The following is a 407-nucleotide window of genomic DNA, read 5'->3' on the forward strand; positions in this document are numbered from 1 at the left end:
GCTATGGATCGCGCTCGCAGTTCGAAAGCGAGGTCCGCTGGCGCTATCCGACCGACAGCCTCGATTCGAGCTGGTCGATGACGCCACTGGCCTCGGGCCACGGCATCATCACGCCCTCCGGCCTTCATTTCGAGCGCCATCATGGCGGGATCCCCAATATCGATCCTCTGACCCACAACCTGATCATCCACGGCATGGTGGACAAGCCCCTGCGCCTGTCGATGCACGACCTGCAGCGAATGCCCTCGGTCAGCCGCATCCATTTCATCGAATGCTCGGGCAACGGTCTGACGGAATGGGAAAAGCCGACCCTGAAGACGGTGCAGGGCACGCATGGGCTGACCTCGACCTCGGAGTGGACGGGGGTGCTGCTGTCCACGGTGCTGAAGGAGGCCGGTATCCAGGAC

General features: G+C 62.9%; 1 protein-coding gene. It reads left to right on the top strand.

Translation table 11 applies throughout. From position 1 onward, the window contains the following. Positions 1–407: molybdopterin-dependent oxidoreductase (locus AB4091_RS21960; RefSeq protein ID WP_442295053.1), on the top strand; the 407-nt coding region annotated here is incomplete at both ends.

The sequence above is a fragment of the Terrabacter sp. 2RAF25 genome, from assembly GCF_052115265.1.
Lineage (GTDB): Bacteria > Actinomycetota > Actinomycetes > Actinomycetales > Dermatophilaceae > Terrabacter.